Raw genomic sequence first — 23119 nt, 5'->3', positions numbered from 1 at the left:
AGACTCAGCCCAGGGAATCCAGTAGCGCCACGTCCAGCCAGTCCCCTTCCACAACGCAGGTCGCGGGGGGCACGCAGGCCAGGGCGTTGCTGTAGCACACCGAACTCAGCACCCCCGAACTCTGGTTGGCGAAGGGCACCGCACGCGGGCCATCGGGCCCGGCACTCACACTCACCCGCAGATATTCCTGCCGGCTGTCCGGCCTGGGACGGCTGAATCCGGCACGGGCACGCAGCCAGAGGGGTTCTACGTCACTGGCACCCTGGAAGCGCAACAGGAAGGGCCTGGCCAGCAGGCAGAAGGTGACAAAACTGGAGGTCGGGTTGCCGGGCAAGCCGAGAAACGGCACACCGGCGACCTCCCCAAACGCCAGCGGCTTGCCCGGCTTGATGGCAGGACGCCACAGTGACAGCGAACCCAGCCGCTCCACCTGACGGCGCACATGGTCCTCGTCGCCCACGGACACACCACCCGAGCTGATCACGCAGTCGGCGCTGCCCGCCGCCTGCTCCAGCGCTGCGGCAGTGGCCTCCGGCGTGTCCGCCACGCTGCCACAGTCGACTACCTGCATGCCCAGGCCGCGCACCAGTGCCGCGAGCATATAGCGGTTACTGTTGTAGATCTGCCCCGCTCGCAGGGCGACGCCGGGTTCGACCAGCTCATCACCGGTGGCCAGCAATGCGACCCGCAGCGGGCGGCGAACAGACACCTGCGCAAGCCCCACCGAGGCCAGCAGCCCGATGTCTTCCGCGCGCAGACGCCTGCCGCAAGCCAGCACACGGGCACCTGCAGGGATATCCTGTCCACACGGTCGGATATTGTCGCCCGGGTGCACCGCTCCCTGGACCACCACGGTGCCGTTGACCTCGGCACACTGCTCCTGGATAGCGATGGCATCAGCGCCTGCAGGCACCGGAGCACCGGTAAAGATCCGTGCCGCCGTCCCCGGCATCAGGGGTTCGGGAGCCTGTCCGGCGGCAATACGCTGGCTGACGGGCAACGGGGCGGTGGCGTCGCGGGCGCGCAGCGCGTAGCCATCCATGGCGCTGTTGTCCTCCGGTGGCACCGCGACGGAGGCGATCACATCGTCGGCCAGCACCATGCCACACGCCGTCTGCAGACAGCGCAGCTCGCTGGCAGGCGGTGGGGGGGCGCTGGCCAACAGGGTCGCCAGCGCTTCATCAACCGGCAGTAGCGGCTTCACGACAGCGTAGCGCGGGCCCGCAGCACCCCAACGAAGTTACAGGGCCGGTGATCGCTGTCCAGCTGTTCACGAATAATGCCAGTCCAGGCGGTGCGACAGGCACCGGTGGAACCCGGCATGCAGAAGATGAGCGTGTTGTTGGCGAGGCCGCCCAGGGCACGCGACTGCACCGTCGACGATCCGATTTCTGCAAACGACAAGGCGCGGAACACTTCACCAAAACCCTCAATGGATTTATCGAACAGCGGCGCCACCGCTTCAGGCGTGGAATCGCGCCCGGAAAACCCGGTGCCGCCGGTCACCAGCACCACCTGCACGGCGGGCTCGGCTATCCAGACCGACAGCAGCGCGCGAATCTGGTAGATGTCATCGGGCACGATGTTGTGCGCGAAGCAGCTGTGACCCGCGGCTTCAAGCGCCTGCACCAGATACTGGCCCGAGGTGTCGGTGTCGGGCGTACGGGTGTCGGATACCGTCAGCACGGCAATCGAGAGACCGATCCCCGGGCCGCTTGCGGACGATGCAGACATCAGCCTGAGGCCTCCTTGCTTGCCTGTTGTTGTTGACGTTGATAGAAATACTGGCGCACGGTATCGGCGACGAAACTGCGCCAGGAAACCTGTTTGATGGCAAAGGTGCTGCGGATGCGGTTGCACTGCAGTGAACGGTTCAGCGCCCGGCCCGGGCCACCCAGCAACTGCAACTGCACGGCGTCGGGCGAGAACCGTGAGAACTGCGAGGCGGAAGCCAGCAACGCTTCTGCAAACTCATAACAGTTGGTCGTATCCGTGCTGCAGTAATGGTAGATACCCCAGGACTCGGCGCCGGCACCCAACTGGTCGAGCATGCCTGCCACAACCCGGGCGGCGTCCAGGGACTCAACGGGGCAGCCCCTGAGCTGGTTGTCCAGTGACAGGGTCCCGCCGGCGATCAGCTGTTCCAGCATATGCGACAACACGTTGACGCCGGCTGCTGAAAATACCGGGCCGAGACGCAGCACCACGTGCCGTTCGCAGGTCTCGCTGGCGCGGGTTTCCGCCGCCGCCAGCAAGCGACCCACCGTTTCAGGATTGTCAGGGGGGTCCTGTTCGCGATAACCGCGCTCCGCATCGCCTGCGAACACGCGCGCGCTGGACACCAGGAAATAGCTGGCATCACTGCGCTGGCAGGCCTTGGCCAACCAGTGACTGCGCTCAACATCCAGTTCGTTGATCAACTCGCCGCTGTCGATTGCGCCCTGCAGACGCACATCAACCACGATGTCCGCACGCGCGCGGCGCACAACCTTCTTGGCATGGCGCTCGCTTTTCCAGCGCGACACCGAGCTGGAAACACTTTCAAGCTCGTGCCGACCCCAGCGCTTCAGGTGATCCGCCAGGGCCAGTCCCAGAGAGCTGTCCGAACCGATCAAGAGGACGCGCACACCAGCCCCCCCGGATCACTGCCGCACGCTGCGGGCGAAACAACCGCCTCAGAAAGGAATGTCGTCGTCAAAGTCGTCAAAGTCACCGGGAGGTGTATTGCTCGCCGGCGCACGTGCGCCGCCCGATGCGGCGGGAGCTTGCTGCTGCGGCGCCGCGCTCTGGTTGTACTCATCGCGCCCATAGTTGTCGCCGCCCATCTGGCCGCCGCCGGGGCGACTGTCCAGCATCTGCATCTCGTTGGCCACGATTTCCGTGGTGTACCGGTCCTGGCCGTCCTGTGCCTGCCACTTGCGCGTGCGCAGAGAGCCTTCAACATACACCTTGGAGCCCTTTTTCAGGTATTCACCGGCAATCTCCGCCAGCCGATTGAAGAACACCACGCGGTGCCACTCCGTGCGCTCCTGGGGCTGGCCGGTCTGCTTGTCCTTCCAGCTCTCGGAGGTGGCCAGATTGACGTTGGTCACCGCACCGCCTGACGGCATGTAGCGCACTTCCGGATCCGCGCCCAGATTACCGACGAGTATGACTTTGTTGACGCCCCGTGAAGCCATGGTAACTCCTCTTTCGTGGACGGTTGGCGATTGGAAATAACTGCGAGGACTATAACAATCCACCTGTGCAATTGCGACACCACATCACGCCAAAACCCATCGGTTCCGGCCCCGGCTGGCGCCCGGCACTCAGGGCGCGGCTTCGCCCAGTCCGGACTCGCCGTGAACAGGTGCCGGCAGTGCCACCAGCATCCACACCGCGATAACCAGCAGGCACAACTCGGTAATGCCAACGACGCCGTAGTGCTGGAGTACCCAGCCACCCGCGGCACCGCCGGCGAAAATACCGAGAAACTGCGCGGTGGAGAATATGCCCAGCGCCGTGCCCTTGGCCTCGGGTGCCACCGCCTTGCTGACCAGGGAGGGCAGTACCGCCTCCATGTAGTTGAACCCGACGAAGAATAGCCACAGTGCCACGCAAAACAGCCACGGCGTGGCTGCCAGACCGAGCAGCGCCAGAGCCACCATCAATACGGCGATAGCGACAAGAAACACGAGATGGTGGCGGCCGCCGCGCTCCGCCAGCCGCATCATGGGCAGAATGCCCAGCACCGACAGCACAACCGCGGGCAGGTAAATCTGCCAATGGTGCTCGCGAGCCAGCCCAACCACCGACTCCAGCGCCCCGGGTACAATCTGGAAGCTGGCCATGAGCACAAAATGGAGGACAAAAATGCCGATATCCAGCCGCAGCAGCGTGCCGTTGCGCAGGCTGGCGCGGAACAAGCGGGGCCGCGTGCCAACTTCGGTGTAGGTCACCCCGCTGCGAGGCGGGTCCGGCACCTGCCAGAGCACCACCACGATACCCAACAACGCCAATGCCGCAGTGACGCCGAACACGGCCTCCAGCCCGCCCATTCCCGCTATCAGCGGCCCCAGCACGAGGGCCAGGGCGAAGGCCAGGCCAATACTCGCACCCACCACCGCCATCGCCTTGGTGCGCTGCTCCCGGGACGTGAGATCAGCCACCAGAGCCATCACACTGCTGGCAATCGCCCCGGCACCCTGCAGGGCGCGACCAAGAATGATGCCCTGGATGCTCTCGGCCAGTGCTGCCACCACACTGCCCGCCGCAAATACCAGCAGACCGCCAATAATCACCGGCTTGCGGCCGATGCGATCGGAGAGCCAGCCCAGGGGGATTTGCAGTGACGCCTGGGTGAGCCCGTACACGCCCAGCGCCACCCCGATCAGGGTGGGCGTCGCGCCGGCAAAGTCCACGGCGTACAGGGCCAGTAGCGGCAGCACCATGAACAGGCCCAGCATGCGCACGTTGTACAGCAAAGCCAGTGAGGCCACTGAGCGCCGCTCAACGGACGACATGGGATGTTTGGTAATCACAGCAGGACAGGCACTTTGCAAAAGCCGCTATGGTAACAGCTTCGCTTTCGCTGTGGCATCCACTCGGCAGACGCCTGCGTACCACCCGGTAACCTTTTGCCTCGACACGACAACACGACCTATACTGTCGGGTTCGACCGATACCCCCCGACCGGAGACACATGGACACCATTCACGTCCGCGGTGCACGCACCCACAACCTGAAGAACATCGACCTCGACATCCCCCGGGACAAACTGGTTGTCATCACCGGGCTCTCGGGGTCGGGGAAGTCTTCACTGGCCTTCGACACGCTGTATGCCGAAGGGCAGCGGCGCTATGTGGAGTCGCTGTCCACCTATGCCAGGCAGTTCCTGTCGATGATGGAAAAGCCCGACATGGACCATATCGAGGGTCTGTCGCCCGCTATTTCCATCGAACAGAAGTCCACATCCCACAATCCGCGCTCCACCGTGGGTACCATTACCGAGATATACGACTACCTGCGCCTGCTGTACGCACGTGTCGGGGAACCGCGCTGCCCGGAACACGGTGAGAGCCTGCAGGCCCAGACGGTGAGCCAGATGGTCGATTCCGTGCTGGCCATGCCCGAGGGCAGCAAACTGATGTTGCTGGCGCCCGTGGTGCGGGCGCGCAAGGGTGAGCACCTGCATGTCTTTGAGGAGCTGCGCGCCGCCGGCTTTGTACGTGCCAGGGTCGATGGCATTATCACCGAGCTTGATGACCTTCCCGACCTCGACAAAAAGCGCAAACATGACATCGAGGTGGTGGTAGACCGCTTCAAGGTGCGCGCCGATCTCAGCCTGCGACTGGCGGAATCCTTCGAAACGGCGCTGGGCCTCACCGATGGCCTCGCCACGATCAGCCCCATGGAGGGCGACGGCGGGGACATCATGTTCTCCGCCCGTTTCGCTTGCCCCGTCTGCGGCCACAGCATCGACGAACTGGAGCCGCGGCTGTTTTCCTTCAATAACCCCGCCGGTGCCTGCTCCAGCTGTGACGGCCTGGGCGTCAAGCAGTATTTCGACCCGGCGCGTGTCGTCCTGCACCCGGAGTCCAGCCTCGCCGAAGGCGCCATACGCGGCTGGGACCGGCGCAACGTGTACTACTTCCACATGCTGACCAGCCTCGCCGACCACTACGGTTTCTCCATCGACACCCCCTTTGCACAGCTGAAGAAAGCCCACCAGCAGGCCATTCTCCAGGGCAGTGGAAATGAGGAGATCAGCTTCGCCTACATGAATGATCGCGGCGACGTCTACAAGCGCAAGCATCCCTTTGAGGGGATACTGCCCAATATGGAAAGGCGCTATCGGGACACGGAGTCCCAGTCGGTGCGTGAAGAGCTGTTCAAGTTCATGTCGACGCAACCCTGCCCTGACTGCGGCGGCACCCGCCTGTGCCGGGATGCACGCCACGTATTCGTGGACGATCGCGACCTGCCCAGCATTGCGGAGATGCCGGTGGGCGAGGCGGAGATCTACTTCGGCAACCTGACCCTGCCGGGCCGCAAGGGTGAAATCGCCGGCAAGATCCTCAAGGAGCTGCGTGCGCGGTACCGCTTTCTGGTCGATGTGGGGCTGAATTACCTGACGCTGAGCCGCAGCGCGGAAACCCTCTCCGGTGGCGAGGCACAGCGCATACGCCTGGCTTCGCAGATTGGCGCCGGTCTGGTCGGCGTGATGTACATACTCGACGAGCCGTCTATCGGCCTGCATCAACGGGACAATGAACGCCTGCTCGGCACGCTGACGCATCTGCGCGACCTGGGGAATACGGTTCTGGTAGTAGAGCACGATGAGGACGCCATTCGCAGCGCTGACCACATTATTGACATAGGCCCGGGGGCGGGGGTGCACGGTGGGCGTATTGTGGCCCAGGGCAGCCTGGCGGATATCGTGGGTAACGCGGACTCCCTGACTGGCGCCTACCTGTCCGGCAAGCGCTCTATCGCCGTACCCGCAAAGCGCACCCCTGTGGACCGCAAGAAAATGCTCACGCTCTCTGGCGCCACGGGCAACAACCTGCAAAACGTCACCCTGGAGCTGCCACTGGGGCTACTGACCTGCGTCACGGGCGTATCCGGCTCCGGCAAGTCCACCCTGGTCAACAACACGCTGTACCCCCTCGCCGCTACCGAGCTCAATGGTGCCACCACCCTGACACCGGCGCCCTACTCGGCGATCACTGGCATGCAGCACATCGATAAATGCATCGACATCGACCAGAGCCCGATTGGCCGCACGCCCCGCTCCAACCCGGCGACCTATACCGGCATCTTTACCCCGGTGCGGGAATTGTTCTCCGGCACCCAGGAGGCGCGCTCGCGTGGCTACAAACCCGGCCGTTTCAGCTTCAACGTCAAGGGGGGTCGCTGTGAAGCCTGCCAGGGCGATGGCGTCACCAAGGTAGAGATGCACTTCCTGCCCGACATCTATGTCCCCTGCGATGTCTGCAAGGGCAAGCGCTATAACCGCGAGACGCTGGAAGTCCGCTACAAGGGCAAGAATATCCACGAGGTGCTGGAGATGACGGTGGAAGATGCGCTGGCCTTCTTCGAGCCGGTGCCGGCCATCGCGCGCAAGCTGCAAACACTGATGGATGTCGGCCTGTCCTACATACGCCTCGGACAGGCAGCAACTACCTTGTCAGGTGGGGAGGCACAGCGAGTCAAGCTATCGCGGGAACTGTCCAAGCGCGATACCGGCAAGACTCTGTACATCCTCGATGAGCCCACCACGGGCCTGCACTTTGAGGACATTCGCCAACTGCTGGAGGTGCTGCACCGCCTGCGGGATCACGGCAATACCGTGGTGATCATTGAGCACAACCTGGATGTGATCAAAACGGCGGACTGGCTGGTAGACCTGGGGCCGGAAGGCGGCTCGGGCGGCGGCCAGATTATCGCGACAGGTACGCCGGAGGAGGTTGCGGAAGCGCCCGGTTCATATACCGGGATGTTCCTCAAGCCGCTGTTGACGCGCGCTGCCGGCGGGCCCAGCAAGGCCGGGGCTGTGCGGAAGCGGAAGAAGAAGGCGGCTGCGTAGGCTGCGCAGGCTGTGGTGGTGCCGGCGCCCAGCAGCGTTACCCCGGCCACTGCGGACACGCCGTGAACCCGTCCATGGGGGCTCGGCGGCGGCCGTCCTGGCCGCCGACGGTCCGCTGCGGCCGGGGTAACGCTGCTGGGCTTGTCGTGCTGGGGTGGTTCGCTGTGGCGGGGGAACGCTGGTGGGCTTGTCGTACTGGGGTGGTTCGCTGTGGCGGGGTAACGCTGGTGAGCTTGTCGTGATTAACACCGCGAGCGCGTGTTGTCTTCGCGGCGAATTGCGGGCACAAAAAAGCCGGGCGGTGCCCGGCTTTTTAATGGAAGGCTTTACGCCTCCTCGCTTGCCACGTCATCCGACGCTGGGCGATCGACCAGTTCGACGTAGGCCATGGGAGCCTTGTCGCCCGCGCGATAGCCGCACTTCATGATGCGAATGTAACCGCCCGGACGCGCCTGGTAGCGCGGCCCGAGTTCGGCAAACAACTTGCCCACTGCAGCCTTGTCGCGCATGCGATCAAAGGCGAGGCGACGATTCGCCACGCTGTCGCTCTTGGCCAGGGTGATCAGCGGCTCAGCGTAGCTGCGCAGCTCTTTCGCCTTGGGCAAAGTGGTTTTGATCAACTCGTGCTCTACCAGAGACACGGTCATGTTACGGAACATGGCCTTGCGGTGGGAGGCATTCCGATTCAACTGACGTCCGCTATGACGGTGACGCATTTTTCCTTTCCTATACTCTCTGTGCTATCTCAGCACTGCCAACTGGTAACTCGTGTGTTTAGATGCTCAACACCCGGTCGTCGTTTCGGAGGCTGGCCGGCGGCCAGTTGTCCAGGCGCATACCCAGCGACAAGCCGCGGGACGCCAGTACATCCTTGATTTCAGTCAGTGACTTCTTGCCCAGGTTCGGGGTTTTCAGCAGTTCAACTTCAGTGCGCTGAACGAGGTCACCGATGTAGTAAATATTCTCTGCTTTCAGACAGTTGGCGGAACGCACTGTCAGCTCAAGGTCATCGACCGGGCGCAGCAGGATGGGGTCGACTTCGTCTTCCTCAACCACAGACTCGCTCTGGCTCTCACTTTCGAGGTCGACAAACACGGCCAACTGCTGCTGCAGGATGGTCGCTGCACGACGGATAGCCTCTTCGGGATCGATGGTGCCGTTGGTTTCGAGGTCGAGCACCAGCTTGTCGAGGTCAGTCCGCTGCTCGACACGCGCCGCTTCCACCACATAGGCCACCCGGTTGATGGGTGAGAACGTGGCGTCGAGGTGCAGCCGGCCTATCGCCCGCGTCTCCTCTTCAGGGTTCTCCCTGGAATCAGCCGGTGAGTAGCCGCGGCCGCGAGCCACGGTCAGCTTCATGCTGATGTCCGAGTTGCCATTGAGGTGGCAAATCACGTGATCGGGATTGCGGATCTCGATGTCATGGTCAACCTGGATATCACCCGCAGTGACTACACCGGGGCCCTTGCGGCTCAGGGTCAGCTCAGCTTCATCCTTGCCGTTCATGACCAGGGCAACACCCTTGAGGTTCAGCAGGATCTCGATAACGTCTTCCTGCACACCCTCGATAGCGCTGTACTCATGCTCCACGCCGTCAATTTCGACTTCCGTAATGGCGCAGCCGGGCATGGAAGACAGCAGTATGCGACGCAGGGCGTTGCCGAGCGTATGGCCAAAGCCCCGCTCCAGCGGCTCCAGGGTGACCTGCGCACGAGTGCTCGTCTTTTCTTCGACGTTGATAACCCGCGGAGTCAAAAATTCGTTTACTGCTGTCTGCATTCTGGCACCTGTATGAGTAGGTTAGTCCTAAGTCCGGATTACTTGGAGTACAGTTCCACGATCAGGTTTTCGTTGATCTCGGAAGACAGATCCTGGCGCTCAGGGGCTGACTTGAACACTCCTTCCAGCTTATCGCTATTGAAATCAATCCACTCGGCATCACCGCGCTGAGCGGCCAGTGCCAGGGCAGACTGCACGCGCAGTTGCTTCTTTGCCTTTTCCCGCAGGGACACCACATCGCCTGCCTTCACCTGGTAGGATGCGACGTTGACCACCGCACCGTTGACCAGAATACCCTTGTGGGACACCAGCTGACGCGCTTCGGCACGCGTGGAGCCGAAGCCCATGCGGTAAACGACGTTGTCGAGGCGGCTTTCCAACAACTGCAGAAGGTTTTCACCGGTAGCGCCTTTCAGGCGAGCGGCTTCCTTGTAGTAGTTGCGGAACTGCTTCTCCAGTATGCCGTAGATACGGCGCACTTTCTGCTTTTCACGCAGCTGTACACCGTAATCAGACAGACGGCCGCGGCGTGCGCCGTGCTGACCGGGGGCGGATTCGGGTTTGCACTTACTTTCGAGTGCGCGCACACCGCTCTTGAGGAACAGGTCTGTTCCTTCGCGGCGGGCCAGCTTGCACTTGGGTCCAATGTATCGAGCCATGTCAGTTGTTCCTGCTAAGCGCTTGTCTTGATATTAGACGCGACGTTTCTTGGGCGGACGGCAGCCATTGTGCGGAATCGGCGTCACGTCGGTGATGTTGGTGATCTTGTAGCCACAGGCATTGAGCGCGCGCACTGCGGACTCACGGCCGGGGCCAGGGCCTTTCACCTGAACATCGAGGTTCTTCAGCCCATATTCCTTGGCTGCTTCACCGGCGCGCTCTGCAGCGACCTGGGCCGCAAACGGCGTGCTCTTACGTGAGCCACGGAAACCGGAACCACCAGAAGTTGCCCAGCTCAGGGTGTTGCCCTGGCGGTCAGTGATAGTGATGATCGTGTTGTTGAAAGACGCGTGAACGTGCGCAATGCCGTCCACCACGGTCTTGGTAATCTTCTTGCGAGTGGTCTTGCCACCTGGCTTGGCCATACTGTTTTTCCTGCTTTAATATCAACACTGCACCCGGTGCAGCTACACTAAAAAGGATTCGCGGGTACGAGTCCCTTACTTGCGAATCGGCTTGCGCGGCCCCTTGCGGGTACGAGCATTGGTCTTGGTGCGCTGACCGCGGAGCGGCAGGCTGCGACGGTGACGCAGGCCACGGTTGCAACCCAGGTCCATCAGGCGCTTGATGTTCATGGACACTTCACGACGCAGGTCGCCCTCGACCGTCATTTCGCCCACCTTGGTCCGCAGCGCGTCCATCTGCGCCTCGTCGAGATCGCCAATCTTCACGTCCTCGGCGACACCGGCCTCGACGCACAGGCGGCGCGCCTGTGTACGACCCACGCCAAAAATGTAGGTCAGAGCGATAACGGTGTGCTTGTTATCAGGTATGTTGACGCCGGCAATACGAGCCATCCAACTTTCTCCAAATACTCAAATCGTCGCTTTGCACTGGGCAGAAACACCTGACCGCTCAACCTGCAAGGTCGAGGGTGTGTGGCGCGAAAGGCGCAGCATTCTAGCGATATGTTTACTAAAAATCAACAGTCAGTTTCCCGGGCCGATCAGCCCTGGCGCTGCTTGTGACGCGGATCGGTATTGCAGATAACACGCACGACGCCCTTGCGACGGACCACCTTGCAGTTCCTGCAGACCTTCTTTACTGATGCACGTACTTTCATTTCACTTCTCTCCAATGACCGGCCAGCACTTTTTAGCGACCGGAAGCACCATAGTTGTTCAGCTTCGCTTTCTTCATCACCGAGTCGTACTGGTGAGACATCAAGTGGCTCTGCACCTGGGCCATAAAGTCCATGACCACGACCACCACGATCAGCAGCGACGTACCACCCAGGTAGAACGGTACATTCCACATCACCACCAGGAACTGGGGCATCAGACACACCAGCGCGATGTAGGCAGAGCCGAAAACCGTCAACCGGGTCAACACGCCGTCAATGTAGTTCGCTGTCTGCTGACCGGGGCGGATACCGGGTACAAAGGCACCGGAACGCTTCAGGTTGTCGGCCACTTCCTGCGGATTGAACATCAACGCCGTATAAAAGAAGCAGAAGAACACCACAAACGCCGTGAACAACAGAATGTTCAGCGGCTGCCCCGGGCCAATGGCCAGCGCCAGGTCCTGCAGCCAGTCCGCAGAACCGCCTGAACCGAACCACTGCGCGATGGACGCCGGGAACAGCAGGATGCTGCTGGCGAAAATTGCCGGAATCACCCCTGCCATGTTCACCTTCAGCGGCAGGTGCGAGCTCTGCGCCTGCATCATCTTCCGACCTTGCTGGCGCTTGGCGTAGTTGACCGTTATCCGGCGCTGACCGCGCTCGATGAACACAATCATGTAGATGACGGCTACGGCCAGCGTCAGGATAAACAGCAGCACCAGGATGTTCAGTTCGCCCTGGCGCGCCTGCTCCAGCGACTGTCCAATCGCCGCGGGAAGGCCGGCAACAATACCGGCGAAGATCAACAGGGATATCCCGTTACCCACGCCTTTCTCGGTGATCTGCTCACCCAGCCACATCATGAATACCGCGCCGGTTACCAGTGAGGTAATCGCGATAACGTAGAAGACCACCGAGGTGTCGTAGGACATCCCCTGGTTGGCCATACCCACCGTCATGCCGGTCGCCTGGATGATGGCGAGGACAACCGTCAGGTAGCGCGTATACTGGCTGATCTTGCGACGGCCAGACTCGCCTTCTTTCTTCAGCGCTTCCAGCTGCGGCGTCACTGCCGACATCAACTGCATGATGATGGATGCAGAGATGTAAGGCATGATCCCCAGCGCAAGAATACTCATGCGCTCCAATGCGCCGCCGGAGAACATATTCGCCAGCCCCAGTATCGTGCCCTGATTCTGGTTGAACAGCGCCGCCAGCTGGGCAGGATCTATCCCCGGGACAGGTATATGGGTACCAATCCGGTAAACGATAATGGCCAGCAAAACAAAACGAAGGCGAGCAAAAAGCTCGCCCAGTCCTGCCTTGTTAGACCCTGGCAGCTGACCCGTCGCCATTTATTCCTCGACCTTCCCGCCGGCCTGCTCAATGGCAGCACGGGCGCCCTTGGTCACAACCAGGCCCTTGACGGTCACAGGCTTGCTCAGCTCGCCTGACAGGAACACCCGCACGCGAAGCACGTCCTGACGAATCACGTCAGCTGCCTTCAGCGCATCGATATCCACGACATCACCGTCGACGGCATTCAGTTCGCCCAGGCGAACCTGCGCAGTCGTACGGGACACACGTGACGTGAAGCCGTACTTGGGCAGGCGCTTCTGCAAGGGCATCTGGCCGCCTTCAAAACCGGGACGCACGGTGCCGCCGGAGCGTGACTTCTGCCCCTTGTGCCCGCGACCCGCTGTCTTGCCCAGGCCACTGCCGATACCACGGCCAACGCGCTTGCCTTCCTTGCGCGAACCCGGGTTCGGCCCCAGGGTATTCAGTCGCATTACGTCTGACATGATTTACTCCTCGATCCGAACCATATAGTTCACTTTATTGATCATGCCGCGCACAGAGGGGGTATCTTCCACCTCTACGGTATGACCAATTCGGCGCAGACCCAGGCCCGCGATACAGGCGCGGTGGTTCTTCAACCGACCGTGGACGCTCTTGGTCTGCGTCACTTTGATAGTAGCTTTAGCCATGACTCGCCAACCCAGTAATTAGTTCAGAATTTCTTCGACAGTTTTGCCGCGCTTTGCCGCCACGTCGTCCGGTGAAGACATGTCGCGCAGACCGTTGAAGGTTGCACGCACCACGTTTACCGGGTTGGTAGAGCCGTAGCACTTGGCCAGTACGTTGTGGACCCCGGCGATTTCAAGCACCGCACGCATCGCGCCGCCGGCGATGACGCCCGTACCTTCAGACGCAGGCTGCATGTACACCTTGGAGGCGCCGTGGCTGGCCTTGACCGGATACTGGATGGTGCCGTGGCTCAGCTCCACTTGGATCATGTTGCGACGTGCGGCTTCCATCGCCTTCTGGATCGCAACAGGCACTTCACGCGCCTTGCCGCGGCCGAAGCCGACCTTGCCATTGCCATCGCCAACAACAGTCAGCGCGGTAAAGCTGAAGATCCGGCCACCCTTGACCACTTTGGCAACACGGTTGACCTGTACCAGCTTCTCCTGGAGATCACCGTCCTGCTGCTGCTTCTTCTGATCGTTAAACGCCATAACCTTACCCTAGAATTCCAGTCCACTTTCACGGGCAGCATCGGCAAGCGCCTTGACACGTCCGTGGTACTTGTAGCCTGCGCGATCAAACGCAACCTTCTCGATTCCGGCGGCCTTGGCGCGTTCCGCCACCAGCTTGCCTACGGCTGCCGCAGCTTCCTGGTTGCCGGTGCTGCCAGCACGCAGGCTGCTGTCCAGCGTCGAGGCGCTGGCCAGAACACGATCCCCTGCGGGCGCGATGATCTGGGCGTAGATATGCCGTGGCGTACGGTGCACGCTGAGACGATTGACGCCCTGCTCACGCATACGGTTGCGAGCGCGACGTGCGCGACGCAGCCTTGAATCATTCTTTGCACTCATCTCAACCTACCTACTTCTTCTTGGCTTCTTTACGCCGCACGTTCTCAGTGGCGTAGCGAATACCCTTGCCCTTGTAAGGCTCTGGCGGACGGAAGCTGCGAATCTCTGCAGCCGCCTGGCCTACAGCCTGCTTGTCGATACCCTTGACCACGACTTCGGTCTGGGTCGGCGTTTCAGCGCTTACGCCTTCCGGGAGTTGATAGTCAACCGGGTGCGACAGGCCAACGGTGAGGTTCACCGACTTGCCGTCTGCCTTGGCGCGGTAGCCAACGCCGTTGAGTACCAGCTTCTTTTCCCAGCCTTCGCTGACGCCGATCACCATGTTGTTCAGCAGCGCGCGCGTGGTACCGGCAAGCGCTTTGCTCTTGTCGCCGTCATAGGCGATATTGAGAGCACCATCTTCTTCGTTGATGGCGATACCCACGCCCAACTCGAGCGCCAGCGTGCCTTTGCCACCCTTGACGGTCACGTCGCGACCGCTCTGGGTTACGGTCACCCCTTTCGGCAGCTGAACCGGATTTTTTGCGACTCTAGACATGTTGAATGCCCTTCTTCAGTAATTCTAGAAAACGGTGCAGAGCACTTCGCCACCAACACCGGCAGCGCGGGCTGCCCGGTCGGTCATAACGCCCTTGGACGTGGACACGATGGCCACTCCGAGTCCGTTGCGAATCGTCGGCAATTCGTCCTTGGCCGCGTAGCTACGCAGACCAGGGCGGCTCACACGGTCAATCTCGGCGATGACGGGCTTGCCTTCGTAATACTTCAGCTCGATGCTGAGGCGCGGCTTGCCCGACTCGGCGGAGGCCGCGAAGTCACTGATGTAACCTTCCTGCTTGAGCACCTCGGCAACAGCAGCCTTGAGCTTGGAACCCGGCATTTCTACCCGGGCCTTGCCGGCCATTTGTGCGTTCCGGATGCGGGTCAGCATATCTGACAGCGGATCTTGCATACTCATGATCGAATCTCTCCGTTACCAGCTGGCTTTAACCAGACCCGGTACATCACCGCGCATCGCTGCTTCACGCAGCTTGTTGCGGCACAGGCCAAATTTACGATAGACGCCGTGAGGACGACCGGTGAGCTGGCAACGACGCTGCTTGCGTACCGGGCTGGCGTCGCGTGGAAGCTTCTGCAGAGCGATCTGCGCGTCCCACTTGGCGTCATCGGATGCGTTCTGATCGTTCAGGATGGCCTTCAACGCGGCGCGCTTGCCGGCATACTTGACCACCATCTGCGCGCGCTTTTTCTCACGTGCGATCATCGATTTCTTAGCCATTACTTGCCTCTTAACCTTTCAGGGGGAAGTTGAAAGCACGCATCAGGGCGCGACCTTCATCATCCGTACGAGCCGTGGTGGTGATGGTGATATCCATACCGCGCAGCGTGTCCACCTGGTCGTACTCGATTTCCGGGAAAATGATCTGCTCGCTGACACCCATGGCAAAGTTACCGCGGCCGTCAAACGACTTCGGACTGATACCGCGGAAGTCGCGGATCCGCGGGATCGCGATGGTGATCAGGCGCTCCAGGAACTCGTACATGCGGTCGGAACGCAGTGTGACCTTGCAGCCAATCGGCCAGCCGTCACGGATCTTGAAGCCAGCAATGGAGCGCCGGGCCAGGGTGATCACGGGCTTCTGGCCGGAGATCTTCTCCATGTCGGCGACAGCGTTCTCCAACACCTTCTTGTCGCCCACGGCCTCACCAACACCCATGTTCAGGGTGATCTTGGTGATGCGGGGTATCTCCATCACATTGCTCAAACCCAGCTCTTCCCGCAGCCGAGGAGCGATTTCGCTCTTGTACCTTTCTTTCAACGTTGCCATGTCTTTTACCCTTGACCCCCGAATCAGGCGTCAATCGCCTCGCCACTGGATTTGAAGATACGCACTTTGGTATCCCCATCAACTTTGTAACCCACCCGGTCGGCCTTGCTGGTCGACGGGTTGTAAATTGCCACATTGGACACCTGGATCGGCGCTTCGCGCTCGACGATGCCACCGGCGACGCCCATCTGCGGGTTCGGCCGGGTGTGCTTCTTCACCATGTTAATGCCGGAGACAACCACGCGATTGTCAGCGAGCACCTTGCGAACCTTGCCGCGCTTACCCTTGTCCTTGCCGGCCAGGATAATCACTTCGTCATCGCGCTTGATCTTGGACATTACAGTTTCCTCTCCTCCTGGCCGAATCAGATTACTTCGGGAGCCAGAGAAATAATCTTCATAAACTTCTCGCCGCGCAGCTCACGAGTTACGGGGCCAAAAATACGGGTGCCGATCGGCGCCTGCTGGTTGTTCAGCAGTACGGCGGCGTTATCGTCGAACTTGATCAGCGAGCCATCGGGACGACGTACGCCCTTGCGCGTACGCACCACAACCGCCGTCATGACCTGGCCTTTCTTGACCTTGCCGCGCGGGATTGCTTCCTTCACCGTCACCTTGATGAGGTCACCGACGCGCGCATAGCGACGCTTGGAGCCACCCAGCACCTTGATGCACATCACCCGACGGGCACCGCTGTTGTCAGCGACTTCCAAATACGACTCTGTCTGAATCATCTCTTACTCCAAACTGCGGCGAGGCCGCAAATTACAGCGCTTAAACCTGCTGGGCGTTTTCCACTACTTCGAGCAACTTCCAGGTCTTGCTCTTGGAAATGGGCCGGGACTCGGTCACCTTCACGGTGTCACCAATACTGCAGACGTTGTTCTCGTCGTGCGCGTGGATCTTCGACGAACGGGTGATGTACTTGCCGTACACCGGGTGCTTGACCCGCCGCTCGATCAGGACCGTGATGGTCTTGTCCATTTTGTTGCTGACAACCTTGCCGGTTGCCGTCCGTATACGCTTTTCTGCACCAGACATGTTCAGTTACCCGCCTTTTCGTTCAGCACAGTCTTGACGCGTGCGATGTCGCGCTGGTTCTGCTGCAGCAGGTGTGTCTGCCCCAGCTGACCAGTGGACTTCTGCATGCGCAGCTTGAACTGCTCTTCACGCAGGGTGAGCAGCTGCTTGTTGAGGTCCTCGGGGGACTTGTCACGCAATTCGCTAGCTTTCATCACATCACCGACCGTTTAACAAATGTAGTGGCTACCGGAATCTTCGCGGCTGCCAGGGCAAACGCCTCGCGCGCAAGCTCCTCGGACACACCCTGCACTTCGTACAGAACCTTGCCCGGCTGAACCTGGGCCACCCAGTATTCAACGTTACCCTTACCCTTACCCTGACGTACTTCCAACGGCTTGCCGGTGATCGGCTTGTCGGGGAAGACCCGGATCCAGATTTTTCCGCCACGCTTGATGTGGCGGGTCATCGCACGACGAGCTGCCTCGATCTGGCGCGCAGTAATACGGCCGCGGCCAGTGGCCTTGAGGCCGAACTCGCCAAAGCTGACCTTGCTGCCGCGCTCTGCGAGGCCGCGGTTGCGGCCCTTCATCATCTTGCGGAATTTTGTACGCTTAGGTTGAAGCATCTGCGTAACCCTTAATTAGTTGCTGTCTTCTTGGCGCTGTCGGAATGGTTCTCCGTGCCAATCACTTCACCCTTGAAGATCCACACCTTGACGCCGATGATGCCGTACGTGGTAGATGCCTCGTAGGTCGCGTAGTCGATGTCTGCGCGCAGGGTGTGCAGCGGCACACGACCTTCGCGGTACCATTCGGTACGCGCAATTTCTGCACCGCCCAGACGACCACCGACCTGGATCTTGATACCCTCGGCACCCTGGCGCATCGCGTTCTGCACCACGCGCTTCATGGCGCGACGGAACATCACACGGCGCTCGAGCTGCTGCGCCACGTTCTGGGCAACCAGCTTCGCATCCAGGTCGGGCTTACGGATCTCTTCGATGTTGATGTGCACCGGCACACCCATCTTGTCTGCAAGTGTCTTGCGCAGGCCGTCAACATCCTCACCCTTCTTACCAATCACGATACCGGGACGGGCTGTGTGAATGGTGATGCGTGCGGTTTGCGCCGGGCGCTCAATAACGACGCGGCTCACGGAAGCGTGCTCCAGCGTCTTCTCGATGTACTTGCGCACCTCAAGATCGGTAATCAGCGTTTTCGCATAGTTTTTGCTATCCGCATACCAGATCGAGTTGTGATCCTTGACGATACCTAAACGTATGCCGACCGGATGTACTTTCTGACCCATGTGGTCTTCTCCTGAACTTAGCCTTGGCCGTCTGCAACTTTCACTGTGATATGACAGGAGCGCTTGAAAATGCGATCCGCGCGACCCTTGGCGCGAGGCCGCAGACGCTTCATGGTCATACCTTCGTCGACAAAGATGCTGGACACCTTGAGCTCATCCACATCCGCGCCTTCATTGTTCTCAGCATTGGCAATCGCAGAATCAAGAATCTTCTTGACGATGTGAGCTGCCTTTTTGGTGCTGAATTCGAGCAGGCTCAGCGCCTCCTCGACAGGCTTACCGCGCACCTGGTCTGCAACCAGGCGGGCCTTCTGGGCCGAGATCCGCGCACCTTTCAGTCTTGCTGCAACTTCCATTTTCCTAAACCTCGCTATAGACCAGCGCTTAGCGCTTCGCCTTCTTGTCCACAATGTGCCCTTTGAACGTACGCGTTACCGCAAACTCTCCAAGCTTGTGACCAACCATGTCTTCATTGATCAGGACCGGCACATGCTGACGGCCATTGTGGATGGCGATTGTCAGACCGACCATATCCGGCGATATCATGGAACGGCGCGACCAGGTCTTGATCGGGCGACGGTCGTTGCTTTCAATCGCTGCTTCAACTTTCTTCATCAAGTGAAGGTCGATAAAGGGACCTTTTTTCAGTGAACGCGGCACAGTGTCTTCCTCTAATCTCTCGGCTCTATCGACCGAACTTATTTCTTGCCACGACGGCGTACAATCAGGCCGTCAGTGCGCTTGTTCGAACGCGTCTTGTAGCCCTTGGTCGGCGTGCCCCACGGGCTCACCGGGTGACGGCCACCTGAGGTGCGGCCTTCGCCACCACCATGCGGGTGATCGACCGGGTTCATGGCCACACCGCGAACGGTCGGGCGCACACCACGCCAGCGCGAGGCACCGGCTTTACCCAGCTTGCGCAGGCTGTGCTCAGAGTTTGAGACCTCGCCGATCGTGGCGCGGCAGTCGGACAACACCTTGCGCATCTCGCCTGAGCGCAGACGCAGGGTTGCGTACTGACCCTCGCGGGCCACCAGCTGCACCGAAGCGCCAGCCGAGCGCGCGACCTGGGCACCCTTGCCGGGCTTCAGCTCCACTGCGTGGATCACCGAACCCACCGGAATATTGCGCAGGGGCAGGCAGTTGCCGGTCTTGATCGGGGCCGCCGAGCCGGACTGCAGGGTATCGCCAGCCTTCACACCCTTCGGAGCGATGATGTAGCGACGCTCGCCATCGGCGAACAGCAACAGGGCGATGCTTGCCGTACGGTTGGGGTCATACTCCAGGCGCTCGACCTTGGCCGGAATACCGTCCTTGGAGCGCTTGAAGTCGATGATCCGGTAGTGCTGCTTGTGACCACCGCCAACGTGGCGCACGGTGATGCGGCCATTGTTGTTACGGCCACCGCGGCGGCTCTGCTTTTCCAGCAGCGGAGCGTAGGGTGCACCCTTGTGCAGATCCTCGCTCACCACGCGAACGACGTGACGGCGTCCGGGCGATGTCGGTTTACTTGTTAAAACTGCCATCTCGCACCTACTCCTTATTCAGCCACGGCAAAGTCGATGTCCTGACCCTGCTCCAGACGAACATATGCCTTCTTCCAGGTTGGACGCGCGCTGAGGCCATACTTGTTACGCTTGACCTTGCCCTTGACCTTGAGGGTCTGGACCGCATCCACCTTTACCTTGAAAAGCTGCTCAACCGACTTCTTGATTTCGGCCTTGGTAGCATTCACGGCGACCTTGAATACATACTGGTTGTTGGCATCCGCCAGCACCGCCGCTTTCTCCGACACGTGCGGCGCTACCAGCACCTGGAAAATCCGCTCCTGGTTCATGCGAGCATCTCCTCAATCTTCTTCACTGCATCCACAGTGACCATCACCTTGTCGTAGGCGATCAGGCTGACCGGATCCACACCGTCCACATCACGCACATCAACCTTGTGCAGATTGCGCGCTGCCAGATACAGGTTTTCACCCAGCTCTGCCGTGACGATCAGCACGTTGTCCAGACCGTATTCACCCAGCTGCTTGACTAGCAGCTTGGTTTTGGGCGCCTCGAGATCCATGCTCTCGACCACAAGCAGGCGATCCTGACGGGCCAGTTCGGACATAATGGAGCGCATGGCCGCACGGTACATCTTGCGGTTCACTTTCTGGGAGTGATCCTGCGGGCGCGCCGCAAAGGTCACACCACCGGTGCGCCAGATCGGCGAGCGAATGGTGCCCGCGCGAGCGCGACCGGTACCCTTCTGACGCCAGGGCTTCTTGCCACCACCGCTGACATCGGAGCGCGTCTTCTGCGCACGTGTACCCTGGCGCGCACCGGCCAGATAGGCCGTCACCACCTGGTGCACCAGATCTTCGTTGTATTCGCGGGCAAAGGCGACATCAGACACTGAAACCGTGCCCGCTGCGGCGTTACCTGGCTTGACTACACTCAATTCCACGTTAGAGACCCCCTAACCTTAAGCCTTGACCGCGGGACGCACGATAACGTCTCCGCCGGGTGCACCGGGGACAGCGCCCTTGATGAGAAGCAGGTTGCGCTCCGCATCAACACGCACGATCTCCAGACCCTGGGTGGTCACCGTTTCCGCGCCCATGTGCCCGGACATTTTCTTGCCCTTGAACACACGACCCGGCGTCTGGCACTGGCCAATGGAGCCCGGGGCGCGATGCGACAGCGAGTTGCCGTGTGTCGCGTCCTGCATGGAGAAGTTCCAGCGCTTGATCACGCCCTGGAAGCCCTTACCCTTGGACTTGCCGGCCACGTCGACCTTCTGGCCGGCGGCAAAATGCGCCACCGTCAGCTCGGAACCCACTGCGGGGGCCTCAACGCCATCCGCCAGACGGAATTCCCAGAGACCGGTACCGGCTTCCACACCCGCCTTCGCGAAGTGGCCCGCTGCTGATTTACTCACTTTCGAGGCCTTGCGGCTGCCCGCTGTGACCTGGATCGCACGATAGCCATCGCTATCGAGTTCTTTGATCTGAGTAACGCGGTTTGGAGTGACCTCCACTACGGTTACTGGTATGGATGCGCCGTCCTCGGTAAAAACACGAGTCATACCGGACTTACGGCCGACTAAGCCAATAGTCATCTTGCTAACCTCTCAGTGTACGGGGCTTACCCTCTATGGCCGCCCCGCCTTGCTTTAAAGAACCGGGCGTTACACACCCGCAGGCCACCGGGCCTACGGGCAGGTCTTGCTACGAATTGTCGTTAACCAAGACTGATCTGTACTTCTACACCTGCTGCCAGGTCCAGTTTCATCAGGGCGTCTACTGTTTTTTCGGTAGGCTCCACGATGTCCAACAAACGCTTGTGGGTACGAATTTCGTACTGGTCACGAGCGTCCTTATTCACGTGCGGGGAAACCAGCACGGTATACTTCTCTTTGCGGGTCGGGAGCGGGATCGGCCCCCGCACCTGGGCGCCTGTGCGGCGCGCCGTTTCCACGATTTCCTGGGTAGACGTATCTATCAGGCGGTGGTCGAAAGCCTTGAGGCGAATGCGAATGCGTTGGTTCTGCACCAGACCTAACTCCAATCAATAAAAAACCAGGGGTCCGCAATGGAGCCCCCCGAAAAAGGAACGCGAATTCTAAAGAGCGCCCTACAGGCTGTCAAGCAGCGTACAGGATTATTTTGCCCGGGAAGGGCCGACTTCAGTCTGCACAATTCACACAATGCGCCGCCGTCGGCAATACCTGCAGGCGCGCCGCGCTGATGGGCTCCCCGCAACGCTCACAGCTACCGTAGGTACCGGCGTCCAGACGGGCGAGGGCGGCGCGGGTATCGGCAATCGACTGCCTGGTTTCCACGCCGATGGCATCCTCCACCTCGTCATTCTCCCGCTCCTGGGCCTGCTCCGCCCAGTCGCCGGAGTGGCTGCGCGTCACGTCGCGCTTGATGCTGGCCAGGCGTCGCTCCAGCTCGGCCAGGGTTGCGTTGAGCTGTGCGCGTACTTCGGCCGTGCTGTCTGAAGTCATGTCAAACCGCCGCGTTGAGCATGCAGTACAGCGCATCCTTGAGATGCAGCCGGCGCACCTTGGCCTGCTCTTCCGTGTGGGTCGCAACCGGCGTCACTTCATTCTCCATGTTTTCCACTTCCCGCGTCAGTTCGTGGTACTCATCGAACAGCTTGCGAAAGTGGGCATCGTTCATTTTCAGCTTGTGGATGCGCTCACGAAACTCCGGGAATTCGTGGACGAGGTCGTGGTGTTCTACTGACATGGGAACTCCTTGCTTATTTGAGGTGAAACCACCGGGTAGCGGCAGCTGCCGGCAGCGTACCAGCCTAGAACAGACACCCTGTGCGGCGCCATGATCCAGATCATGACAAGCGGGCCCCGGGTCGCGCCCCGTCATCTACGACCAGAGCTTGACGCCGGGCCGGCGAGCAGTGACGATGCATGGACATTCGTCACGGAGCAAAGCAGCCATGCGCAATGACAACGAAACCCATTCGGTCCTTATCGGATACCTGCTTTGGATTTTTGGCTTTATCGGCGCCCATCGCTTTTACTATGGGCGACAGATCACCGGGGTGATCTGGTTCTTCACTCTAGGGCTGCTGTTTATCGGCTGGATTATCGACCTGTTCCTGATCCCGGGGATGGCCCGTGACGCGGATCGCCGTTATGTGGAGGGCCCTACGGACTACAGTCTGGCGTGGATTCTGCTCACCTTCCTCGGCGTGTTCGGCGTGCACCGCTTCTATATGGGAAAGATTGTTACGGGACTCATCTACCTGTTGACCCTGGGCCTGCTGGGCCTCGGTGTCCTGTATGACTTTCTCACGCTGAACAGCCAGATATCCGAGAAAAACCTGCAACGCCAGTAACGAAAAAGCCCGGCACTGGGCCGGGCTTTTCGTCGTAGCCGCTACGCTTACTCGATGATCTTGGCGACGACGCCAGCACCCACGGTGCGGCCGCCTTCACGG

The 23119-nt window shown here is 60.6% G+C and carries 37 protein-coding genes; 2 read left to right on the top strand and 35 right to left on the bottom strand.

The genetic code is table 11. The annotated features are described in order from the left end of the window. Positions 1–4 precede the first annotated feature (4 nt). From glp to AACZ17_RS06520, 5 genes are all read right to left on the bottom strand, one after another. Positions 5–1204 carry a gephyrin-like molybdotransferase Glp gene (glp, locus tag AACZ17_RS06540; RefSeq protein WP_290742678.1) on the bottom strand — a complete coding sequence of 400 codons (1200 nt, stop codon included), beginning with the start codon at positions 1202–1204 and terminating at the stop codon, positions 5–7. Beyond that, positions 1201–1734: a molybdenum cofactor biosynthesis protein B gene (gene moaB, locus AACZ17_RS06535; RefSeq protein ID WP_290742675.1), complete on the bottom strand. Its 534-nt coding sequence runs from the start codon at positions 1732–1734 to the stop codon at positions 1201–1203. The genes glp and moaB overlap by 4 nt, the downstream gene beginning before the upstream one ends. Next, positions 1734–2627 carry a sugar nucleotide-binding protein gene (locus AACZ17_RS06530; protein ID WP_290742673.1) on the bottom strand — a complete coding sequence of 298 codons (894 nt, stop codon included), beginning with the start codon at positions 2625–2627 and terminating at the stop codon, positions 1734–1736. Before AACZ17_RS06530 ends, moaB begins: the two co-directional genes overlap by 1 nt. 48 nt (positions 2628–2675) lie before the next feature. Next, on the bottom strand, positions 2676–3179 hold the full coding sequence (ssb, locus tag AACZ17_RS06525; protein ID WP_290742670.1) for a single-stranded DNA-binding protein: 504 nt from the start codon (positions 3177–3179) through the stop codon (positions 2676–2678). A gap of 129 nt (positions 3180–3308) precedes the next feature. Then, positions 3309–4478: an MFS transporter gene (locus AACZ17_RS06520; RefSeq protein ID WP_290742667.1), complete on the bottom strand. Its 1170-nt coding sequence runs from the start codon at positions 4476–4478 to the stop codon at positions 3309–3311. 203 nt (positions 4479–4681) lie between these two features. On the opposite strand from AACZ17_RS06520, the gene uvrA reads away from it, so the two are divergent. Further along, entirely contained in the window at positions 4682–7567 is a 2886-nt protein-coding gene (gene uvrA, locus AACZ17_RS06515; RefSeq protein ID WP_290742664.1) for an excinuclease ABC subunit UvrA, read from the top strand. A 326-nt stretch (positions 7568–7893) separates the two neighbouring features. Here the strand turns inward: uvrA and rplQ are convergent, their stop codons facing one another. The 30 genes from rplQ to AACZ17_RS06365 form a co-directional block, all read right to left on the bottom strand. Next, positions 7894–8283, bottom strand: coding sequence for a 50S ribosomal protein L17 (gene rplQ, locus AACZ17_RS06510; RefSeq protein WP_027950917.1), 390 nt, complete (start codon positions 8281–8283; stop codon positions 7894–7896). A gap of 58 nt (positions 8284–8341) precedes the next feature. After that, the gene (gene rpoA, locus AACZ17_RS06505; RefSeq protein ID WP_290742660.1) at positions 8342–9346 is read right to left on the bottom strand and encodes a DNA-directed RNA polymerase subunit alpha; all 1005 of its coding nucleotides are present in this window, start codon (positions 9344–9346) and stop codon (positions 8342–8344) included. Positions 9347–9384: 38 nt separating this feature from the next. Beyond that, positions 9385–10005: a 30S ribosomal protein S4 gene (rpsD, locus tag AACZ17_RS06500; RefSeq protein ID WP_290742657.1), complete on the bottom strand. Its 621-nt coding sequence runs from the start codon at positions 10003–10005 to the stop codon at positions 9385–9387. Positions 10006–10038: 33 nt separating this feature from the next. After that, complete coding sequence (rpsK, locus tag AACZ17_RS06495) at positions 10039–10431, bottom strand: 30S ribosomal protein S11 (RefSeq protein ID WP_027950920.1); 393 nt, start codon at positions 10429–10431, stop codon at positions 10039–10041. Positions 10432–10506: 75 nt separating this feature from the next. After that, the gene (gene rpsM, locus AACZ17_RS06490) at positions 10507–10863 is read right to left on the bottom strand and encodes a 30S ribosomal protein S13 (RefSeq protein ID WP_290742653.1); all 357 of its coding nucleotides are present in this window, start codon (positions 10861–10863) and stop codon (positions 10507–10509) included. A gap of 149 nt (positions 10864–11012) precedes the next feature. Further along, entirely contained in the window at positions 11013–11129 is a 117-nt protein-coding gene (rpmJ, locus tag AACZ17_RS06485) for a 50S ribosomal protein L36 (protein ID WP_084639065.1), read from the bottom strand. A gap of 32 nt (positions 11130–11161) precedes the next feature. Beyond that, positions 11162–12484 (bottom strand): preprotein translocase subunit SecY, encoded by a 1323-nt coding sequence (gene secY / locus AACZ17_RS06480; protein WP_339637968.1) that lies wholly within the window; start codon positions 12482–12484, stop codon positions 11162–11164. Further along, a complete protein-coding gene (rplO, locus tag AACZ17_RS06475; RefSeq protein WP_290743300.1) occupies positions 12485–12919 on the bottom strand; it encodes a 50S ribosomal protein L15 in 435 nt (144 codons plus the stop codon). A 15-nt stretch (positions 12920–12934) separates the two neighbouring features. Continuing rightward, a complete protein-coding gene (gene rpmD / locus AACZ17_RS06470) occupies positions 12935–13117 on the bottom strand; it encodes a 50S ribosomal protein L30 (RefSeq protein ID WP_027950924.1) in 183 nt (60 codons plus the stop codon). An 18-nt stretch (positions 13118–13135) separates the two neighbouring features. Then, on the bottom strand, positions 13136–13648 hold the full coding sequence (rpsE, locus tag AACZ17_RS06465; protein WP_290742641.1) for a 30S ribosomal protein S5: 513 nt from the start codon (positions 13646–13648) through the stop codon (positions 13136–13138). 9 nt (positions 13649–13657) lie between these two features. Further along, positions 13658–14008, bottom strand: a complete 351-nt coding sequence (gene rplR / locus AACZ17_RS06460; protein ID WP_339637967.1) for a 50S ribosomal protein L18 — start codon at positions 14006–14008, stop codon at positions 13658–13660. Between the two features lie 10 nt (positions 14009–14018). Next, the gene (gene rplF, locus AACZ17_RS06455; RefSeq protein ID WP_339637965.1) at positions 14019–14546 is read right to left on the bottom strand and encodes a 50S ribosomal protein L6; all 528 of its coding nucleotides are present in this window, start codon (positions 14544–14546) and stop codon (positions 14019–14021) included. Positions 14547–14570: 24 nt separating this feature from the next. Next, positions 14571–14966 carry a 30S ribosomal protein S8 gene (rpsH, locus tag AACZ17_RS06450; RefSeq protein WP_339637963.1) on the bottom strand — a complete coding sequence of 132 codons (396 nt, stop codon included), beginning with the start codon at positions 14964–14966 and terminating at the stop codon, positions 14571–14573. Positions 14967–14981: 15 nt separating this feature from the next. Continuing rightward, positions 14982–15287, bottom strand: a complete 306-nt coding sequence (gene rpsN, locus AACZ17_RS06445) for a 30S ribosomal protein S14 (protein WP_339637961.1) — start codon at positions 15285–15287, stop codon at positions 14982–14984. Between the two features lie 10 nt (positions 15288–15297). Then, positions 15298–15837: a 50S ribosomal protein L5 gene (rplE, locus tag AACZ17_RS06440; RefSeq protein WP_339637960.1), complete on the bottom strand. Its 540-nt coding sequence runs from the start codon at positions 15835–15837 to the stop codon at positions 15298–15300. A gap of 23 nt (positions 15838–15860) precedes the next feature. Continuing rightward, entirely contained in the window at positions 15861–16175 is a 315-nt protein-coding gene (gene rplX / locus AACZ17_RS06435; RefSeq protein WP_290742625.1) for a 50S ribosomal protein L24, read from the bottom strand. Positions 16176–16201: 26 nt separating this feature from the next. Then, positions 16202–16570, bottom strand: coding sequence for a 50S ribosomal protein L14 (gene rplN / locus AACZ17_RS06430; RefSeq protein ID WP_027950932.1), 369 nt, complete (start codon positions 16568–16570; stop codon positions 16202–16204). A gap of 40 nt (positions 16571–16610) precedes the next feature. Beyond that, entirely contained in the window at positions 16611–16877 is a 267-nt protein-coding gene (rpsQ, locus tag AACZ17_RS06425) for a 30S ribosomal protein S17 (RefSeq protein ID WP_290742620.1), read from the bottom strand. 2 nt (positions 16878–16879) lie between these two features. Beyond that, positions 16880–17071, bottom strand: a complete 192-nt coding sequence (gene rpmC / locus AACZ17_RS06420; RefSeq protein WP_290742617.1) for a 50S ribosomal protein L29 — start codon at positions 17069–17071, stop codon at positions 16880–16882. After that, positions 17071–17484, bottom strand: coding sequence for a 50S ribosomal protein L16 (rplP, locus tag AACZ17_RS06415; RefSeq protein WP_290742613.1), 414 nt, complete (start codon positions 17482–17484; stop codon positions 17071–17073). The genes rpmC and rplP overlap by 1 nt, the downstream gene beginning before the upstream one ends. Positions 17485–17495: 11 nt before the next feature. Beyond that, positions 17496–18167, bottom strand: a complete 672-nt coding sequence (gene rpsC / locus AACZ17_RS06410) for a 30S ribosomal protein S3 (protein ID WP_290742610.1) — start codon at positions 18165–18167, stop codon at positions 17496–17498. Positions 18168–18184: 17 nt separating this feature from the next. Continuing rightward, positions 18185–18523, bottom strand: coding sequence for a 50S ribosomal protein L22 (gene rplV, locus AACZ17_RS06405; protein ID WP_290742607.1), 339 nt, complete (start codon positions 18521–18523; stop codon positions 18185–18187). Positions 18524–18551: 28 nt separating this feature from the next. Continuing rightward, positions 18552–18827: a 30S ribosomal protein S19 gene (gene rpsS, locus AACZ17_RS06400; RefSeq protein ID WP_027950938.1), complete on the bottom strand. Its 276-nt coding sequence runs from the start codon at positions 18825–18827 to the stop codon at positions 18552–18554. A gap of 38 nt (positions 18828–18865) precedes the next feature. Beyond that, positions 18866–19693 carry a 50S ribosomal protein L2 gene (gene rplB, locus AACZ17_RS06395; protein WP_290742602.1) on the bottom strand — a complete coding sequence of 276 codons (828 nt, stop codon included), beginning with the start codon at positions 19691–19693 and terminating at the stop codon, positions 18866–18868. Between the two features lie 14 nt (positions 19694–19707). Then, on the bottom strand, positions 19708–20004 hold the full coding sequence (gene rplW, locus AACZ17_RS06390) for a 50S ribosomal protein L23 (protein ID WP_027950940.1): 297 nt from the start codon (positions 20002–20004) through the stop codon (positions 19708–19710). Beyond that, a complete protein-coding gene (rplD, locus tag AACZ17_RS06385; protein ID WP_290742598.1) occupies positions 20001–20618 on the bottom strand; it encodes a 50S ribosomal protein L4 in 618 nt (205 codons plus the stop codon). The genes rplW and rplD overlap by 4 nt, the downstream gene beginning before the upstream one ends. Positions 20619–20636: 18 nt before the next feature. Further along, the gene (rplC, locus tag AACZ17_RS06380) at positions 20637–21272 is read right to left on the bottom strand and encodes a 50S ribosomal protein L3 (protein WP_290742595.1); all 636 of its coding nucleotides are present in this window, start codon (positions 21270–21272) and stop codon (positions 20637–20639) included. Between the two features lie 122 nt (positions 21273–21394). After that, positions 21395–21706, bottom strand: coding sequence for a 30S ribosomal protein S10 (rpsJ, locus tag AACZ17_RS06375; RefSeq protein WP_206558412.1), 312 nt, complete (start codon positions 21704–21706; stop codon positions 21395–21397). 133 nt (positions 21707–21839) lie between these two features. Next, positions 21840–22163: a TraR/DksA family transcriptional regulator gene (locus AACZ17_RS06370; RefSeq protein WP_290742587.1), complete on the bottom strand. Its 324-nt coding sequence runs from the start codon at positions 22161–22163 to the stop codon at positions 21840–21842. Position 22164: 1 nt separating this feature from the next. Further along, positions 22165–22407 (bottom strand): DUF465 domain-containing protein, encoded by a 243-nt coding sequence (locus AACZ17_RS06365; RefSeq protein ID WP_290742584.1) that lies wholly within the window; start codon positions 22405–22407, stop codon positions 22165–22167. Positions 22408–22615: 208 nt separating this feature from the next. On the opposite strand from AACZ17_RS06365, the gene AACZ17_RS06360 reads away from it, so the two are divergent. Next, complete coding sequence (locus AACZ17_RS06360) at positions 22616–23017, top strand: NINE protein (RefSeq protein ID WP_290742582.1); 402 nt, start codon at positions 22616–22618, stop codon at positions 23015–23017. Positions 23018–23119 lie beyond the last annotated feature (102 nt).

It is taken from the genome of uncultured Haliea sp., assembly GCF_963973825.1.
GTDB lineage: Bacteria > Pseudomonadota > Gammaproteobacteria > Pseudomonadales > Halieaceae > Haliea.
Note: the sequence above shows the minus strand (reverse complement) of the source record. Positions and strands in the feature narration are given on the sequence as shown.